The organism is Sediminibacterium sp. FW305-C-49 (assembly GCF_058231085.1).
This window is the reverse complement of record NZ_JBIQXS010000002.1, coordinates 1,011,892-1,028,279: the sequence shown is the minus strand read 5'-3', so window position 1 is coordinate 1,028,279 and position 16,388 is coordinate 1,011,892. Positions and strand designations below refer to the sequence as shown.

The following is a 16,388-nucleotide window of genomic DNA, read 5'->3' as shown; positions in this document are numbered from 1 at the left end:
CGTTTATACAGTTAAATCGTTTTCGTTCTGAATTTCCACTCCTCTCTTAAAAATCTTTGCAATTACATACACCACTGCTGCCATCAGAATAAATGCCTGGGCATCTTCCCAAAACTGGCCAAGGTTTTCGGTTAAATAACCATGATGCTCCATTGTTTTCGCAGACTGCCGGGCAACATAACTGATCAAACCAATAGAAAGAGCATAATAGCTAATCTCCAAAATTTGTCTGGCAGCATAATCACTGAAAGGTTTTAGAAGGTCAATTTTATTCAGCAGCATAATCACTTTGTAAAATAACCCTGCTTTCAGAAAGGCAATAAACAGTATAAAACTATACATACAGAAGAACGCCCATTGACTGCGCGCATACATTTCTGTGAGGTCAAGTTTCTGATACAGTTTACCAACGAATGCTGGATTTACAATACTGAAAATAAAATTTACCACCAGACCACCCGCTTCTATACTTAGACCCACAAAAATGATCCAGGCAATGATTTTCAGGACTGTGAATACGAAATTGTTTGTTGTTGACATTGTTTTGCATGTTTAGGTTGATACGGCAAAAGTAATAAATATTTATTGAAAAACAATAAATTTATTTTGAAAAAAGGGAAAAATAATAAGGAACAGAGGAAGTACATTGGGTTTCTACATACTGCTAAATACACACATAGAAGCCTGCTTTCGGTCTTTCGGTCTTCGGACTTTTCTGTCTATCCCCTACCCAAAAAAAACTGTGGCTCCCCACCGGGAGCCACAGCTCATAGAAATCATGCTATTCCCTATCTATTGTTTTTGTGCCTTGTCTCTTACTTCCTGATTTCTTATTCCTTATTGCTTATTTCTAATTCCTCCTCCCTGTTCTTCCATTCTGCTCCACTTCCTTATTCATTTCTTCAATATCGGTTTCAGTACGACCGGTTTTATCGCCTAACAGGTGTTCTGCGAAATAGTCTGCCTGTCTCCAGAAGAAATATTCTGTCATATCACCATAACCATGACGCTGTCCGGGTAATATTACCAGGTCGAAACGTTTGTTGGCGCGGATCAGTGCATTGGCCATACGGATGGTATTGGCAGGGTGTACGTTATTATCGATATCACCATGTGATAACATCAGTTTACCTTTCAGGTTTTTGGCGATATCGGGATTCTTTTCAATGCTGTAGAGGAAGGAAGTATCACCTTTATCACTCACCACTTCTTTCACACCATGGTGCTGTTCACTCCACCATCTGTTGTATACTGAGTTATCATGGTTACCTGCAGATGATACAGCTACTTTAAAGAAATCTGGATACACCAGCATGGCAGCCGTACTCATAAAACCTCCACCTGAGTGACCATGAATACCTACACGGCTGATGTCGATGTATTTGTAACGATCGGCCAGTTGTTCCGCTACTGCTTTTTTATCGGCCAGACCATAATCGCGCAGGTTACCATAACCATAGTTGTGGTACCATTTACTGCGTGCAGGGTGACCACCACGGTTGCCGAGTGTAATCACAATAAAGCCCATCTGTGCCAAACGATCGGTTCTGTCGAAACCACGGCCAAATGCTTTGTTTACTGCTTCTGTTTGTGGTCCGGGATATACATACTCGATCAGTGGATATTTCTTTGTGCTGTCAAAATCAAAAGGTTTGTAGATGGTTCCGTAAATATCGGTAATACCATCATCGGCTTTGGCCTTAAAGATTTCAGGGAACTTATAACCTGATGCAAACAGTGAAGTAAAATCAGCCGTTTCAAGGTCAAGTATTTTTTTACCATCTGCATTGTACAATACCGATTTAGGTACAGTATTTACACGCGAGTAATTATCGATAAAGAAACTGTTTCCATCATTCATACGCATGGCATGATCGAAATCACCGGCATTCAGCAGTTTCATTCCTGTGCCATCGAAGTTGATACGGTAAGCGTGTAAGTAGTAAGGATCTTCTCCTGCTTCTTTACCATTGGCAGAAAAATACAATACACGTTTGGTTTCATCCACACCCAGTACATCTTCGCAATGGAAGGCGCCGGTGGTGATCTGGTTTTTCAGTTTACCATTTTCATCATAGAGATAAAAATGTGCCCAGCCATCGCGCTCACTCCACTGAATAAACTCTTTTCCACCATTGATCAGTGCAATCTGGTTACTTTCGATATAAGTATTGAAACGCTCTTCTACCAGCGTTTTCACCACGCCAGTGGTAACATCTACCACACATACATCAATACGTTTCTGGTCGCGGCTGGTACGGGTAAAATAGAATTTATCTTTGGTACCCAGCCAGATACTTGGTCTCCAGTCATCATCACGTGTATTCACTTTCGCAGGAGCAGCCCATGAACCAACAGTCTGGTCCTTGAAAGCTGATACATTCAGTTCTTTACTCGATTTACTGGCTACATCAACCAGGTAAAGATGATCAACAGGTGATTCTTTTTCACCCGGCATCCAGTATTTATACGTTTCGAGTGTGGGGCGTGGGTTGGCTACACTGTTGATCACCCACAGACTTTTCACTTTGCGGTTGTCTACACGACGCAGTGTGAAATACTTTGAATCGGGCGACCATAATGCGAAAACAGGTCTTCTCCTTTTGGCTTCTTTCTCTTTCTCATCATCTGTCATACCACTACCGGAGAGGTTGCCATCATTATAATATCCATAACCATCAATACCATCTTTGGTAATCGCATATTCTACGATGGTAGAGTCGTTTTCATTTTTTAAAGCCTTTTCATAGTTGGCTTTATCCATCCAGTACACGTTATAGTTTTTACCAAATACAATGGTATTGCCATCAGGAGAAAGATTGGCCCAGTTGGGTTTTCTTTTTGGTTTTTTGAAATCGGGTAATTCAATCAGCTCACCTGTGGTCAGGTTGTATTCGAAGTAGAATACTTTTTTAGCAGGTGTTGCAGCGGCTGCAGCAGCGCCTCTGCGACCTGTAGTGGCTGTATCTTTTTTTACTTCATCCTGTGTACTTTTCACTTCAAACTGGATCCAGTTTTCATCGCGTACAAAACGCATACTGTCCAGTCCGAGGTTCTGCGCATCAAAAGGATCTTTTACAATGCGGGTAATCTTGGCAGCGAGGTCGGCATTGTCGAACAATACTTTCTTCTCTCCTTTCACCGGATCTACGATATACCACTTTTTACCTTCAGTGGTTTCGTACATGTACCAGAATTTGTCGGAGTTCTTTAACCAGTGTGGATCCACATTGGTGCTGAAGATCATTTTACCCAGTTTTCTTGGAGAGAAACGGGCAGCCAACGAATAATTGGCCTTGGTAACGGGGGTATGTTGTGCAATAGTAGCAAATGCAAATAGCATGCATACTGACAACAGCGTCAATTTTCTCATACAGTTTTTACGTTTTTGGAAGTCTGAAAATTAGGCCAAAGCCATCAATTCACCGACAGAGTTTGATAAAAATTCGGTGAAGGCCGTTTTTCAATCCCTGTTAAGGCCCTGTCTGACGCTCAATAACCCCGCGTAAACTCAGCTATCTCTCGTTCTATGCGGTGAATTAGGTGGATGTTCACCGCAGGGAATGGGGGAATACGAGGTTTCGCAGAGTTAATGCATTCCAATTAGTTATTTTAGCGGCAAATTCTACGAAATGTTTGCTTTTAGTACCGATATAAGTTATGCATTGAAGGCCGATCAGCAGGATGAACTGGCGCATTTAAAAAAGGATTTTCATTTTCCCCAGAAAGACGGAAAAGATGTGATCTATTTCTGTGGTAACTCATTAGGGTTGCAACCCCGACATACCGCTGCCGTTATTGAAATTGAACTGGAAAGCTGGCGCAAACATGCGGTAGGTGGCTATTTTGGAGGCACAAATCCATGGTTATGGTACCATAATTTTTGTATGCCAACACTTGCAAAAATGATGGGTGCAAAAGAAGAAGAGGTTACCGTGATGAATGCCCTCACCGTTAACCTGCACCTGCTTATGTTGAGTTTTTATAAACCCACTTCCTCGCGTTATAAAATCGTGATGGAAGCAGGGGCCTTTCCTTCCGACCAATATGCGGTTGAAACACTGGTAAAACATTTTGGACTTCACCCCAATGAAAGCATTATTGAAATAAACCCCAGGGCCGGTGAAAAATTATTACGAACAGAAGATATCATTCAGGTGATTAAAGACAACGGTGATAGTATTGCCCTCACGATGTTTGGAGGCATTAATTATTACACAGGCCAGTTATTCGATATAGCTGCCATTACCAAAACTGCACATTCGGTTGGTGCCATCGCCGGTTTCGACCTGGCGCATGTGGCCGGTAATGTGCCTATGCAGTTACATGACTGGAATGTTGATTTTGCTGTATGGTGCAGTTATAAATACCTGAATGCAGGTCCTGGCGCCATTGGTGGGGTATTTGTGCATGAGAAACATGCCAGCGATAGTCATACATCTCGTCTCGGAGGCTGGTGGGGTAATGATGAGCAGACCCGTTTTAAAATGGAAAAAGGATTTATCCCGAAAACAAATGCCACCGGATGGAATATCAGCACATCACAGGTTTTTAATACGGTTTGTTTAAAAGCTTCCCTTGAACAATTTGAAGAAGCAGGCATCGACAGACTTCGTAAAAAAAGTGTGCATCTGACAGCTTATCTCGAATTTTTACTGAAGGAACTGAAACATATTAATTTCGAAATTATTACCCCTGCCGATCCGGAACAAAGGGGTGCGCAATTGTGTTTGTATTTTAAAGAAAGAGGAAAAGAAATTCATGACAAGATGATCAGCAGTGGTATCATCGTCGACTACCGCGAACCCGGTGTGATACGTGTTGCCCCCGCTCCTATGTATTGTAGTTTTGAAGATGTATATCGTTTCTATGAAATTTTGAAAACCAATTTCTGATTTCCTTCGCAGCTTTGCTCTCCGGACTTTCCGTCTTTCGGATTACATTGCCACTGAGGACACAGAATAACACTGAAAAATACTACCATGACTCGTCATTATTTTAGTTATCTGGCACTGGGCGATTCGTATACGATTGGAGAATCGGTGCCTTTGCATGAAGGGTTTCCGTACCAGGTAGTGCAGTTATTGAGAAAAAAAGGACTGCATTTTCATGCCCCGGAAGTAGTAGCCAAAACCGGCTGGACGAGTTTCGAGCTCGCCGATCATATTCTGCATGCCCAATTAAATGAACAATACGATTTTGTAAGCTTACTGATTGGTGTGAATAACCAATATCGCGGTCTGGCCTTATCAGACTTTAAAGAAGAGTTTGAATACCTGCTCAAAAAAGCCATTCATTTTGCCGGTAACAGACCAGAGCGTGTGATCGTATTATCTATCCCCGACTGGGGTATTACCCCTTTTGCTTCAGGCAAAGACAGCAAAGCCATCAGCGAAGCCATTGATGCTTTCAATAAAGTTTGTGAAGAAGCCACAAAAAAACTTGGCGGTACTTTTATTGATATTACCCCCCAAACAAGACTTGCCAAAAACGACACCAGTTTATTAGCAAACGATCAACTCCACTATTCAGCCAAATCACACGCTGTGTGGGCAGAGAAAGTTGCAGCTATCATTGAAAAGACAATTTGAAAATTTGAAAGTGTGCTAATTTGAAAATGAAGAAGATGCAGAAAGATGTAAGGCAATACAACATTTTCAAATTTTCAAATTATCGCATTTTCAAATTAATAAGTATACTCTACCATTCTGCGATTAACAGTTCCGTCTTTAAAAAATTCAAATACTGCATAAGCAGGTGCAAAACCTTTGAATGCACCACCCCACCAGTTGCCGCTGATGGCGCCGTTACAGTAGTAGTGAATACCCCGGTATTCAACCATATCCTGCAAATGAATATGTCCGCTTAAACAGCAGCGGATGTTTTTATGGGAGCGGAAAAGTTCTGTGAGTTTAAATGAATCGGTATGCAATAATGCCCTTGATATTTTTCTGTCGCCGTTGTCTTCTGTTTTATCAAAAAAGAAACCAGATACATACGATACAATGGGTATATGAGAAGCAATACAGATATGTGTTTCAGCATCGGTTGATGTTAGTTCTTTTTCGAGCCATTGCCATTGTTCCTCATCAATTTTAGCGATATAACCACCATTGTTTTCATGTGCACTGTCGAGTACAATAAATTTCCAGTTGTTTTTAGTGAAGCTATAATACCTGCCCGGCATCTGGTGTTGCTGAACAGCCCAGGTTTTGTTGTATAAAGGATCGTTTTTAATTTCCGGTTCTGTCATCTGCCAGCCCCAGGCATCGTGGTTACCGATACAATGATAAATGGGTAGCTTATTTTCTGCAGTTAAGATTTTATTCCAGATATCCCATTGTTCCTGCACTTTGGCTTTGGTCGCTTTCATGGCATCCATGATGGCATCGCCACCATTGATGATAAAGTCTACAGATGGCCTGAGTGCATTTACATGTTTAAATGCCTGCTGCATGCCCCTCTCGGGCACTTCTCCTGCTTTGATATGTACATCAGAGATAAAAGCAACACGAAAAGAGGGTTTCGCATTTATTTCGGCAGTAGAGGCCAATGGCAGTGCAGCTACAGCAGCGGCGGATAAAGAACCCTGCTGCAAAAATTTTCTTCTATTCATGGGTTGAATTGAATCCTGAAATTACACCAACTCCCGTTCTTCCCTACTCCCTGTTAAAAAAAAATTGTTATGGTAAGGTTACCAATGCGAAGTGGTTATGAACAGGGAGAAAGGAAGAACGGGAGTTAACGCCGAGTCATTTACAAAAAGTAGGTCGACATTTCCTGCTGATAGGATTCAGCCACTTTTTTTGCTGCTGCTGCAAAATCTTCTCCACCACTGGCGAAGATGATGGCGCGGCTGGCATTGACGAGCAAACCGGCATCTTTATTGAGTCCGTATTTAGACACTTCTTCCAGACTACCTCCCTGTGCACCCACACCGGGTACCAGTAAGAAGTGGTTGGGTATGATGCCACGGATATATGCAAGATCACTTGCCCGGGTGGCTCCTACTACAAACATCAGGTTATCGGGTGTTCCCCATTGACAGGTGGTTTCGAGCACCTGTTCATATAATTGTTTCCCATTTTGTTCAGCAAGTGGCAATCGCTGGAAATTAAAACTGCCTGCATTGGATGTGAGACCCAGTACTATGGTCCATTTATCCTTGTATTCAAGAAAAGGGCGTACACTGTCTTCCCCCATATAAGGCGCAACCGTTACTGCGTCGAATGGTAATACTTCAAAAAAAGTTTTGGCATATTGAGCCGATGTATTGCCGATATCACCACGTTTGGCATCAGCAATGGTAAAATGTGTGGGGGGAATATGAGCCAGCGTTTCCGCCATGATCTCCCAGCCTTTCAATCCCTGTGATTCATAAAATGCTGTATTGATTTTATAGGAAACACAATGATCCTTCGTTGCATCAATAATAGCTTTGTTAAAAGTGATTACAGCATCAGAACGGCCTTTTAAATGCGCCGGTAGTTTTTCAATGTCTGTATCCAATCCAACACAGAGATAGGATCCTTTCAGTTTTATTTGTTCAACGAGTTGCTGGCGGGTCATGCAGCAAAAGTAAGAAAACAGAGAAATAAGGAATAAGAAATCAGAAATCAGGAAGTAAGTATCAACATAAATTGTATTCTTCTTCACTTTCTCATTTCTTATTCCTTATTCATTATTTCTTATTTCTCTGCTACCTTTACCATCTATGGAAAAAAATCCTATGTATTACGGTACTTATCTCGGACTGGATAAGGTGTTGGATGCACAGCATCCGGTAAGTTTTGAGCCGGGTAATGAACCGGCACATGATGAAATGTTATTTATCATTATTCACCAGGCTTATGAATTATGGTTTAAACAGATTTTGTTTGAACTGGACTATATAACCGGCGTTTTCAGCAAAGAAAAAATCAATGACAATTCCGAAGACATGAACCTGGTACGTCACAGACTGCACCGGATCATTCATATTCTTCAGCTACTGAATAAACAGGTGGAAGTCCTGGATACCATGACACCACTTGATTTCCTGGAGTTTCGTAACCTGCTCACTCCGTCATCGGGTTTCCAGAGTAAACAGTTCAGGTTACTGGAAGCAAGACTGGGGCTGGAACTGGATCATCGTCATCATAAAGACTATTACAAAAGAACCAATGAAGGTGGTTTTAGCAAAGAGGATTATCAGCATATTAATGCAGTGGAAGATGGACACAATTTATTGGAACTGGTAAATAAATGGCTGGAACGGATCCCTTTTTTCAGAGAAGATTTCTGGAAGGATTATCAGTCTTCTGGAACAGGTAAACATCATCCTTTCTGGAACGATTACCGAGCTATTTATGAAGCGGGTTTAACGGAAAGAGAGAAGAATAAGATCCATGATTTTGACCTTGTTTTTTTTGAAGAAAAACCGGCGCACTATACAGAAGAACAAACTGCCACTATGAAAACACTGTTCTCTCCCACCGCACTGCGCTCTGCATTATTCATTATGCTCTATCGTGACTTCCCCTTATTCCAGACTTCTTACCAGGTATTGGATGCCTTGATAGAAATTGACCACCTTATGAGTAGCTGGCGACACAAACACTTGGTAATGGTTCGCCGCATGATTGGCATGCGTGTAGGAACAGGCAATACTTCCGGAGCCGGCTATCTGGAAGGCGCCATGAGTAAACATTTTGTGTACAGGGATATTTCAGGATTGTCTACCTATCTCATTGAAAGAAGAAAACTACCCGCTTTACCGGATTCGTTGATTCGGAATTTGGGATTTCAGCTTTAGGAGAATTTGAAAATTAGCTAATTTGGAAATTTGGAAATGAGGGTGCTTAATTAATTGAAGTATCACAAATCCCAGATTCCCCATTTCCAAATTTTCAAATCAGCACATTTCCAAATTAGTATTACTAAAATTCTGTAATTTAGTACATCCCCCACCCGCTTTCACAGCGGATCTATATAAGCATTGAATCGTTCATTTTAAAACCTTGTCATGTTGCGTATTAAACAACTCCTGCTTTTGTTATTTGTGGTGGCTTATGTCCATGCACAAAATGGATTGGATCAGAAACTGGGTATTGATCCCAAAGTAAAAATTGGCAAACTCAGCAATGGCCTTACCTACTACATCAGAAAAAATATAGAGCCCAAAAACAGGGCAGAATTAAGACTGGTAGTGAATGCCGGTTCCATTCTTGAATCAGATCAGCAATTAGGCCTGGCCCACTTTGTGGAGCATATGGCTTTTAATGGAACCAAAAATTTCAAAAAACAGGAACTGGTAGACTTTCTTGAAAAAAGTGGTGTAAACTTTGGCGCCGACCTGAATGCTTATACCAGTTTTGACGAAACCGTATATGAATTACAGGTTCCCACAGATAGTATGCAGGTGTTTAAAAAAGCCATGCAGATACTGGAAGACTGGGCACACCAGGTAAGTTTTGAACCCGTTGAAATTGATAAAGAGCGAGGTGTAATTGTAGAAGAATGGAGACTGGGTCGTGGCGCCGATGCACGTATGCGTGATAAATATTTTCCGGTTATCCTGAAAGGCTCTCAGTATGCCAAACGTATCCCTATCGGCACCAAACAAAGCATTGAGAAATCACCATATAGTCAGCTTACCAAATTTTACAAAGACTGGTACCGTCCCGATTTGCAGGCGGTGATTGTAGTCGGCGATATTGATATTGCCGAGACAGAACAGATGATCCGTGATCATTTCGGAAAAATTCCTGCTGCAAAAACACCCCGTTCGAGAACAAAGTTTGGTGTACCTGCTTTTCCTGAAACACGAACATCTATTCTTACCGATCCTGAACAGCCCTATAATGTGGTACAGGTATACTATCTCAGACCTGAAATACCCCAGTCTAAAACTGAAAAAGAATACCGTGCAAGCATTGTACGCGGATTATTTAACCAGATGATGAGTAGTCGCCTCGAAGAGATTGCCCAGAAACCTGAAGCGCCTTTTCTGTTTGGCAGCAGCAGTTATGGCTCCTTTATAGGTGATAAAGATGCTTTCAGTTTAGTGGCTGTTGCCAAGACAGCTAAAGAGATTTCTGCATCTGTTGAAACATTACTGAGAGAAAATGAAAGAGTAAAACAATTTGGTTTTGTACAGAGTGAACTCGACCGTGCTGTTAAATCAACTATGTCGAGACTGGAAAATGCATACAATGAAAAAGACAAAACCAAATCGATAGAACTTCTGCAGGAATATATCAGGAATTACCTGAAAGGTGAATCCATTCCCGGTATCGAGAAAGAATTTGAAATGCACCAGAAATACCTGCCTACCATTCAACTGGCTGAAGTAAATGCACTGATTAAACAATGGATCAGTACCCAGAACAGATCGGTTGTGATCACATCGCCTGAAAAAGAAAAAGCCGATATGCTAACTTCTGCGCAGGTAACTGCATTGCTCAATAAGCCTGTTGGCAAACTACAGCCATATGAAGATAAAGTTATGGCGGGTGCTATTCTTCCGGTACAGCCTGTAGCAGGTAAAGTGGTAAATGAGAAAAAATATCCATCGATTGAAACGACAGAATGGACACTTTCCAATGGAGCAAAAGTCATACTGAAACCTACCACATTTAAAAATGACGATGTACAGTTTTCTGCCATCAGTTGGGGTGGTACCTCTTTGTACAGCGATAAAGATTTTGTGAATGCCTCTACTGCCTCTACCGTTGCCTTGTTTGGCGGTGTGGGTGATCTGGACATCCAAAGTCTGCAAAAAGAAATGGCGGGTAAAAATTGTTATGTATCGCCATCTGTAGCCAATTACATGCAGGGGCTGAATGGCAGCAGCACTACGAAAGACCTTGAAACTGCTTTACAATTATTACATGGCTATTTCGTCGCCCCCAGAAAAGATGCCAATATGTTTGAAGTACTGAAACAACAGATGCAGGTACAGATGGTGAATAAGGATAAGGATCCAGCATCTGTGTTCGGCGATTCAGTAAACTATATCATGGGTAATTATCATCCCCGCAGAAAACCTTTCTCTGTTGAAACCATCGGTCAACTTGAACTGGATCGTGCCTTTGACATTTACAAAGAACGTTTCAGTAATGGCGGACAGTTTGTCTTCACTTTTGTGGGCAATTTCAACCTCGATAGCATGAAAGTGCTGGTGGAGAAATATATTGCATCACTCCCCTCATCCGATAAAAAAGAAAGCTGGAAAGATGTAGGCATCCGTTATCCTAAAGGCATAGTAAATAAAACATTCAGAAAAGGTAAGGAAGCCAAGGCCAATGTACGTTTATTCTTTACCGGAGAGGTAAACGATATCAACGAAATGGATGAAGTGCAGTTGGGTCAACTTACCAAAGCCCTGTCTATTAAACTGAGAGAGGTTTTAAGAGAAGATGCAGGTGGTGTTTATGGTGTTGGCGTAAGCGGGGGCTTTAGCCGTGAACCGGTAAAAAGTTACAGTATCAGTATTCAGTTTGGCTGTGCCCCTGAGAATGTTGACAAATTGGTGGATCTGGTGATGGAAGAAATTAAAGCCACAAAAGCCAATGGCGTACCAGCGGTGAATATTGAAAAAGTAATGGCAGAACAAACAAGAAGCCTGGAAAATGACATAAAAGAAAACAATTACTGGCGTTTCAGACTTGAACAGCATTTCTTCCGTGGTACTGACCCTACAGAGATATTGAAAGCAGCCGATAAAATAAAACTGCTTACAGTAGATAAAACCAAAGAACTGGCTAACCGCCTGTTCAATGAAAACAACATGGTAAAACTCATTATGTTGCCTGAACAACAATAATTGTAACTGAGCAATAAAAAAAACGTCTCTGTTTATGCAGAGACGTTTTTTTTATTGACGTGTTTTCTCCATGGGGAGTTCGGGTAAACGGCTCCACTCCTGTAAAGAGCCGTCGTAAATCTTCATAGGATAGCCCAATACCCTTCCAGCCAGGTAAAGCACACTGGCTGTTTGTCCGATAAAACAATACCCGATCATTTCTCTCTGTTTATCCCTGTTCACTGCATTAAAATAATTACTGAGTTGTTGCACAGGTTTAAACTTTGTTGTGCTATCAATTAAGTCGGGGTAAGGCAGGTTGAATGCCCCGGTAATATGTCCATCACGGGGATTGCCTGTTACATCACCATCATAAAATCTTTTCAGTCTCGCATCAATTACCATTTTACCGGTAGCGGTTAGTGCCTGTTGTACATAATTTTTATCCACCAGTAATTGCTGGTATTTAGGTTCTATATTTCCCTTTGCTACCATTGGAGATGTTCCGCTTTCTACAGAGAGTCCGGCTTTTTTCCATTCTTCCAGTCCGCCATCCAGTAAGCTCACTTTTCCATATAAACCCAGGTGTTCCAATGTCAGAAACATACGGGCTGTTACGGTTAGATCGGTTCTTGTATATACGAGGACAATTTGTGAATTTTGGTTGATGCCCAGCGACTGTAATGTTTTCTTTGCGGAAGCCAGATCGGGAGCATTAAAATTTCCTTCCGGTGAATGAGCCCCCAGCCAGTCGGGCCATAAAAAACGCGCCCCGGGAATATGCTCCCTTTCAAAATCGAGACGCAGGAAATTGCTTTGCAGTATCACCAGATTTTTTTCCTGTTTATGTTCCTGCAGCCAGGCGGGTGTAACCAATACAGGGTTCGATTGTGCCTGGGTATCTGTTGATAAAATAACAATTATGATAGACAATAACAGGTAGCGCATAGGTTGAGTTTTAGGTATTTAAACTAATCAACAACTTCGAAATACTGCTGTTAAAAATGTTGAAAGGTGAAAAGATACACTGATTCACAAAGAGGGGCTAATTGATTTTTGTTTTTGTCTCAAGGGTGTTTACCAAAATGTTGTTACATGATTTTGAAATAACTGTTCCCTCTTTTCTTTCGCACTTAATAACCTGAAATGGAATTGTATGGATACAAAAAAAGCTGCTTTTCAGCAGCTTTTCAATCATCTGGAAGGTTTAGTTCTTGGGTTTTTGCATCCTCTTTCCCATTTCTTCATAATATTCATTCATTGCTTTTATTTGCTCAGGTTTCAGAAATGCAAGAAACTTTTTTTCTTTCTCCGCCTTTAGGTCGGCAAGTTTTTTTGTGCGGTCAGCCTCATTCAAATCTTTTAATTCACGGGCTGCCTGCATGCGGGTTTCATAATTGATTTCGATGACTTTTTCAGCCTGTGCTTCCGTGAGCCCTACTTTCTCGATCAATCCCGGCTTTTGCTTTTCTTTCATCTGTTGCAGTACAGTGAGAGGATCGGCTGCTGGTTGTGCGTAGGCACTGGTTGAGATAATGGCGCCAAAGATTAAGGTTAGAAATAATAACTTTTTCATACTGTTTGATTTATTTGATGAAATAGAAAGTTATTTCATTTGCTGAGTGAAAGCAACATAAAACAGTATTCACGGTGAACAGGCAATTCAGCATTGTCGAATATTTACATAATCGAAATGAACCAATTTCTTTTTTAGGCTTATAAGTGGGGATTGAGTATCAAATCATCGGTGAGGACTGCTTTTCAAAATTTCCAAAACAATCATAGTAAATAGAATTATCATTGGTAACGCGATTCGTTTTTTTACATCAACAGAACTGTTACCCAAGAAAGAGGTGAATAATACATGTGAAAAGCTGCGCTAAAGTATTTCGAAATAGGTTTTGTGTTAGCCTGATCCCTGCTCTTTGTTTTGATTGATTGATTTTCACACCTGACTCATTATAATCGCAAAATGTAATAAATATCAGGGGGCTGACTATTACATAAAAGTGTATTCTCGTAGTGAAAATCCTTTAGGATATTACCTTATTCCCCCTGATGCCGGATTTCATATTCTTTATTCCTTATTTCCTACCTTGCACCTTCAAAATCAAGAAACATGAGCTTTGGTACTTTCTCCTATCCTATTCCGGCCAACGAGCCCGTTAATAGTTATGCTCCCGGTACCCCGGAAAAAGCAGCATTAAAAAAAGCAATCGCCGATCTGAAAAAGAAGGAAATTGATATACCGATGTATATCGGTGGTAAAGCAGTGAAGACGGGTAATAAAGTGGCCATTCATCCCCCACATGAAATCAAACATACCCTGGGATATTTCCATGCAGGTGAAGAAAAACATGTAAACCAGGCCATTGATGCGGCTTTAAAAGCCAAAGATGCATGGGCTGCCATGAGCTGGGAAAACAGGGCACATATCTTTTTAAAAGCTGCAGACCTGCTGGCCACCAAGTATCGCTACACGATGAATGCCAGTACCATGCTCGGACAAAGCAAAAATGCTTACCAGTCTGAGATCGACAGTACCTGTGAACTGATTGACTTCTTACGTTTCAATGTGCACTTCTTAAGTGAAATCTATAAGCAACAGCCCGTTTCTGCTCCCGGCATGCATAACCGTATGGAATGGAGAGCACTGGAAGGTTTTGTACTGGCTGTAACACCGTTTAACTTTACTGCTATCGGTGGTAACCTCCCTACTTCTGCCGCTATGTGTGGTAATGTGGTGGTTTGGAAGCCTGCCAATACACAGATATATTCTGCTCAATTGTTTATGCGCATCCTGAAAGAAGCTGGTTTACCGGATGGCGTGATCAACCTGATTTATGTTGATGGCCCTACTATTGGTAAAGTATGTTTCAATCACCATGAATTCGCTGGTGTTCACTTCACTGGTTCTACAGGTGTATTCAATAATATGTGGAAAGTGATTGGCGAGAATATTGCCAAATACCGTTCTTATCCTCGTATTGTGGGCGAAACAGGTGGTAAGGATTTTGTAATTGCACATTCAAGTGCTAATGTAGATGCAGTCGTAACAGCATTGGCCCGTGGTGCTTTTGAATACCAGGGACAAAAATGTTCGGCAGCTTCACGTGCTTACCTGCCCGACAATATCGCTGCTGAAGTAAAACAGAAGCTGGTAACCACACTGAAAACCATGAAAATGGGTACAGTAGAAGACTTCACCAACTTCATCAACGCAGTGATCGATGAAAAAGCATTCAACAGTATTACAAAATACATTGATGGTGCTAAAAAAGATAAAAAAGCCAAAATCATTGCCGGCGGTAACTACAGCAAGAAAGAAGGTTATTTTATTGAACCTACGGTTATCGAAACCAGCGATCCGAAATACAGAACCATGTGTGAAGAAATCTTTGGACCGGTTCTTACCATCTACACATATAAAGCCGGTGAATTTGAAAAAGCACTTGATCTGGTAAACAATACTTCATCGTATGCCTTAACAGGTGCCGTTCTTTCGCAAGACAGAGCTGCAGTTGAACTGGCTACCAACAAACTGCGTAATGCGGCTGGTAACTTCTACATCAACGATAAACCAACAGGTGCCGTTGTAGGACAGCAACCGTTTGGTGGTGCCCGTGCTTCCGGAACCAATGATAAAGCCGGCAGCATGCTCAACCTCTTCCGCTGGTTAAGCGCCCGAACCATCAAGGAAACCTATAACCCACCGGTGGATTATAAGTATCCGTTTATGAATGAAGCGTAGGAGAATAGGAAATAAGAAACATGAAATAAGGAATCAGGAAGGGTTTTAATGGGTTAGAACCCACCTATTCTGAAATCTTCACTTTCCGACATTGAAAAAGCCTCCAGATGGAGGCTTTTTCATGCACATGAGAAATCAAAAATCAGAATATTAAACCTTGCATCATCTACTAATCAATCCCTTTCTATTCCTTATTACTTATTTCATATTTCTATTTCGGTAACACCACTCCATCAATCACATGAATCACGCCATTACCTGCTTTCAGGTCTGTGGCTGTTACAGTTGCAACACCCCCGTTTTCATCTGTAAGAATTACTTTACCGTCTTTCAGTGAAGCAGTTAAAGAACCACCACTTACCGTTTTTACAACCGCTTTTCCTTTTCCGTCCTGGATCGCTTTTACAACGGCAGCAGCATCGAGGTTTCCTGCTACAACATGGTAAGTAAGCACTTTGGTTAACTGTGCTTTGTTCTCAGGCTTTAACAGCGTCTCTACTGTTCCTGCGGGCAGTTTACCGAATGCGTCATTTACCGGTGCGAAGACAGTAAACGGACCAGCACCCTGTAAGGTTTCAACCAGTCCGGCAGCTTTCACTGCAGCAACCAGTGTGGTATGTGCTTTTGAACCAACGGCTACATCAACTACTGTTTTCTGGGCAGATACGGTTACAAATGCACCCATCAGCAATGCGATGGCAAAAGAGAAAAATTTCATTTTCATTTTTTATGTTTTTGTACCATTAATACATGTGTGTGCCTTAAACAGTTCGTTTCTTTTTTTCTTTTTTATTTTTTTAACAGTGTCGTTTAAGAGATCGGGCAACTGCAGGAAAAACCATTCAACACAAC

12 protein-coding genes are annotated in these 16,388 nt (G+C 41.4%); 5 read left to right on the top strand and 7 right to left on the bottom strand.

Annotation, left to right across the window (positions count from 1 at the left end):
* Positions 1-3: 3 nt before the first annotated feature.
* Both ACH3Z1_RS11945 and ACH3Z1_RS11940 read right to left on the bottom strand, forming a co-directional pair.
* A complete protein-coding gene (locus tag ACH3Z1_RS11945; RefSeq protein ID WP_490822209.1) occupies positions 4-540 on the bottom strand; it encodes a DUF2975 domain-containing protein in 537 nt (178 codons plus the stop codon).
* 310 nt (positions 541-850) lie between these two features.
* Entirely contained in the window at positions 851-3,373 is a 2,523-nt protein-coding gene (locus tag ACH3Z1_RS11940) for a S9 family peptidase (protein WP_490822208.1), read from the bottom strand.
* A gap of 259 nt (positions 3,374-3,632) precedes the next feature.
* Here ACH3Z1_RS11940 and kynU point away from each other — a divergent pair, with 259 nt between their 5' ends.
* Both kynU and ACH3Z1_RS11930 read left to right on the top strand, forming a co-directional pair.
* On the top strand, positions 3,633-4,895 hold the full coding sequence (gene kynU / locus ACH3Z1_RS11935) for a kynureninase (RefSeq protein WP_490822207.1): 1,263 nt from the start codon (positions 3,633-3,635) through the stop codon (positions 4,893-4,895).
* An 87-nt stretch (positions 4,896-4,982) separates the two neighbouring features.
* Positions 4,983-5,591 (top strand): SGNH/GDSL hydrolase family protein, encoded by a 609-nt coding sequence (locus ACH3Z1_RS11930; RefSeq protein WP_490822206.1) that lies wholly within the window; start codon positions 4,983-4,985, stop codon positions 5,589-5,591.
* Between the two features lie 95 nt (positions 5,592-5,686).
* Here ACH3Z1_RS11930 and ACH3Z1_RS11925 read toward each other — a convergent pair whose 3' ends face one another.
* Both ACH3Z1_RS11925 and pyrF read right to left on the bottom strand, forming a co-directional pair.
* On the bottom strand, positions 5,687-6,616 hold the full coding sequence (locus ACH3Z1_RS11925) for a metallophosphoesterase family protein (RefSeq protein WP_490822205.1): 930 nt from the start codon (positions 6,614-6,616) through the stop codon (positions 5,687-5,689).
* 140 nt (positions 6,617-6,756) lie between these two features.
* Positions 6,757-7,569, bottom strand: coding sequence for an orotidine-5'-phosphate decarboxylase (gene pyrF / locus ACH3Z1_RS11920; RefSeq protein WP_490822204.1), 813 nt, complete (start codon positions 7,567-7,569; stop codon positions 6,757-6,759).
* A gap of 145 nt (positions 7,570-7,714) precedes the next feature.
* On the opposite strand from pyrF, the gene ACH3Z1_RS11915 reads away from it, so the two are divergent.
* Together ACH3Z1_RS11915 and ACH3Z1_RS11910 are read left to right on the top strand one after the other, a co-directional pair.
* On the top strand, positions 7,715-8,794 hold the full coding sequence (locus ACH3Z1_RS11915) for a tryptophan 2,3-dioxygenase family protein (RefSeq protein WP_490822203.1): 1,080 nt from the start codon (positions 7,715-7,717) through the stop codon (positions 8,792-8,794).
* A gap of 210 nt (positions 8,795-9,004) precedes the next feature.
* Complete coding sequence (locus ACH3Z1_RS11910; RefSeq protein WP_490822202.1) at positions 9,005-11,806, top strand: M16 family metallopeptidase; 2,802 nt, start codon at positions 9,005-9,007, stop codon at positions 11,804-11,806.
* Positions 11,807-11,857: 51 nt separating this feature from the next.
* Here ACH3Z1_RS11910 and ACH3Z1_RS11905 read toward each other — a convergent pair whose 3' ends face one another.
* Positions 11,858-12,733, bottom strand: coding sequence for a sulfurtransferase (locus ACH3Z1_RS11905; protein WP_490822201.1), 876 nt, complete (start codon positions 12,731-12,733; stop codon positions 11,858-11,860).
* A gap of 259 nt (positions 12,734-12,992) precedes the next feature.
* The gene (locus ACH3Z1_RS11900) at positions 12,993-13,361 is read right to left on the bottom strand and encodes a hypothetical protein (protein ID WP_490822200.1); all 369 of its coding nucleotides are present in this window, start codon (positions 13,359-13,361) and stop codon (positions 12,993-12,995) included.
* 543 nt (positions 13,362-13,904) lie between these two features.
* On the opposite strand from ACH3Z1_RS11900, the gene pruA reads away from it, so the two are divergent.
* Complete coding sequence (gene pruA, locus ACH3Z1_RS11895; protein ID WP_490822199.1) at positions 13,905-15,536, top strand: L-glutamate gamma-semialdehyde dehydrogenase; 1,632 nt, start codon at positions 13,905-13,907, stop codon at positions 15,534-15,536.
* A 211-nt stretch (positions 15,537-15,747) separates the two neighbouring features.
* Here pruA and ACH3Z1_RS11890 read toward each other — a convergent pair whose 3' ends face one another.
* Positions 15,748-16,260 (bottom strand): fasciclin domain-containing protein, encoded by a 513-nt coding sequence (locus ACH3Z1_RS11890; RefSeq protein ID WP_490822198.1) that lies wholly within the window; start codon positions 16,258-16,260, stop codon positions 15,748-15,750.
* Positions 16,261-16,388 lie beyond the last annotated feature (128 nt).

Excerpts from the sequence above, each read along its gene's own strand:
- ACH3Z1_RS11945 (WP_490822209.1), bottom strand. The coding sequence starts at position 540 with ATGTCAACAACAAACAATTTCGTATTCACAGTCCTGAAAATCATTGCC.
- ACH3Z1_RS11940 (WP_490822208.1), bottom strand. The coding sequence starts at position 3,373 with ATGAGAAAATTGACGCTGTTGTCAGTATGCATGCTATTTGCATTTGCT.
- kynU (WP_490822207.1), top strand. The coding sequence starts at position 3,633 with ATGTTTGCTTTTAGTACCGATATAAGTTATGCATTGAAGGCCGATCAG.
- ACH3Z1_RS11930 (WP_490822206.1), top strand. The coding sequence starts at position 4,983 with ATGACTCGTCATTATTTTAGTTATCTGGCACTGGGCGATTCGTATACG.
- ACH3Z1_RS11925 (WP_490822205.1), bottom strand. The coding sequence starts at position 6,616 with ATGAATAGAAGAAAATTTTTGCAGCAGGGTTCTTTATCCGCCGCTGCT.
- pyrF (WP_490822204.1), bottom strand. The coding sequence starts at position 7,569 with ATGACCCGCCAGCAACTCGTTGAACAAATAAAACTGAAAGGATCCTAT.
- ACH3Z1_RS11915 (WP_490822203.1), top strand. The coding sequence starts at position 7,715 with ATGGAAAAAAATCCTATGTATTACGGTACTTATCTCGGACTGGATAAG.
- ACH3Z1_RS11910 (WP_490822202.1), top strand. The coding sequence starts at position 9,005 with ATGTTGCGTATTAAACAACTCCTGCTTTTGTTATTTGTGGTGGCTTAT.
- ACH3Z1_RS11905 (WP_490822201.1), bottom strand. The coding sequence starts at position 12,733 with ATGCGCTACCTGTTATTGTCTATCATAATTGTTATTTTATCAACAGAT.
- ACH3Z1_RS11900 (WP_490822200.1), bottom strand. The coding sequence starts at position 13,361 with ATGAAAAAGTTATTATTTCTAACCTTAATCTTTGGCGCCATTATCTCA.
- pruA (WP_490822199.1), top strand. The coding sequence starts at position 13,905 with ATGAGCTTTGGTACTTTCTCCTATCCTATTCCGGCCAACGAGCCCGTT.
- ACH3Z1_RS11890 (WP_490822198.1), bottom strand. The coding sequence starts at position 16,260 with ATGAAAATGAAATTTTTCTCTTTTGCCATCGCATTGCTGATGGGTGCA.